This window comes from Streptomyces sp. NPDC006602, from assembly GCF_042870385.1.
In the GTDB taxonomy this organism is placed as follows: Bacteria; Actinomycetota; Actinomycetes; order Streptomycetales; family Streptomycetaceae; genus Streptomyces.
Genome location: NZ_JBIAHG010000105.1, coordinates 1 through 1,241 on the forward strand (window position 1 = coordinate 1; position 1,241 = coordinate 1,241).

2 protein-coding genes are annotated in these 1,241 nt (G+C 73.5%); both read left to right on the plus strand.

All coding sequences use genetic code 11. The annotated features are described in order from the left end of the window. Positions 1 to 966 (plus strand): RNA polymerase subunit sigma-70 (locus ACFYO2_RS49625; protein WP_388364133.1); only part of this gene is annotated, 966 nt, incomplete at its 5' end. A gap of 5 nt (positions 967 to 971) precedes the next feature. Next, positions 972 to 1,241: hypothetical protein (locus tag ACFYO2_RS49630; RefSeq protein WP_388364136.1), on the plus strand; the 270-nt coding region annotated here is incomplete at its 3' end.

The window sequence follows — 1,241 nt, forward strand, 5'->3', positions numbered from 1 at the left end:
GTGAGCGGTCTGGGCGAGGTCGATGAGCCGGCGTTCTCAGGGCTGGCGGAGCGGCACCGGCGGGAGCTGCACGTGCACTGCTACCGGATGCTCGGGTCGTTCGATGACGCCGAGGACACCGTGCAGGAGACGTTCCTCCGTGCCTGGCGGCGGCGGGAGACCTTCGAGGGGCGGTCGACGTTCCGGTCCTGGCTGTACCGGATCGCCACCAACGCCTGCCTGGACCTGCTCGCCAAACGCCGCCCGGAGCCCGCGACCGGCGGCGAGGTGCCGTGGCTGCAGCCCTACCCGGACCGGCTGCTCGACGAGCTGCCCGCGGGAGACGCGGACGAGCCGGAGACCGTCGCCGTCGCGCGGGAGACGATCGAGCTGGCGTACCTGGTTGCAGTCCAGCACCTCGCGCCGCGCCCGCGGGCCGTGCTGATCCTGCGGGACGTGCTCGGCTGGCCGGCGAAGGACGTCGCGGAGTTCCTTGGGGACTCCGTCAACTCCGTGAACAGCGCGCTGCAGCGGGCCCGCGCCGGCATGCGGGAGCGCCTGCCCGCCGAGCGGCAGGACTGGACCGGCGGCGAACAGGACGCCGGGACGCGCGAGCTGGTGCGCCGCTTCACCGACGCCAGCGTGGCCACGGACGTCGACGGGCTCGCCGCAATGCTGCGGGACGACGTCCGCTGCTCGATGCCGCCCACGCCGGGCCTGTACGTCGGCCGCGACGCGGTGGTGAACGACTGGGTCGGGGACGGCTTTGAGGGCATGAAGGGCCTGCGCGCCGTCCCCACCTCCGTGAACCGGCAGCCCGCCATTGCCTTCTACCTCTGGCAGGAGCAGGAGGGCGCGTATCTGCCGCTGACGATCGACGTCCTGCGTGTCACCGGCGGGGCGATCGCCGAGATCGTCATCTTCCACGACGACCAGTTCCCGCGGCTCGGGCTGCCGGAGCGCCTGCGGGCGGACGGCACGGAGTAGTCCCGGTGTGGACGCTCGCGCTGCGCGGTGGCGCGCGTGTCGCGGTGGTCGCGGCCCAGTGGTGCGACGCGTTCGGCGTCGGCACCCGTGGGCGGGTGCAGCTGGAGCTGCACGACGGCGAGCGCGGGCCGCTCCTCGGACGCGACGCCGGGTTCTGGCTCCGCGGCACCGGCGTCCGCGCCCTGCGAAACCCCGGCCGTCGCACGGCGAGGGTGCGCATCGTCACCCCCCAGGGCCAGGACCGTCACATGCCAGTCAACACCCGTACGCCAGTT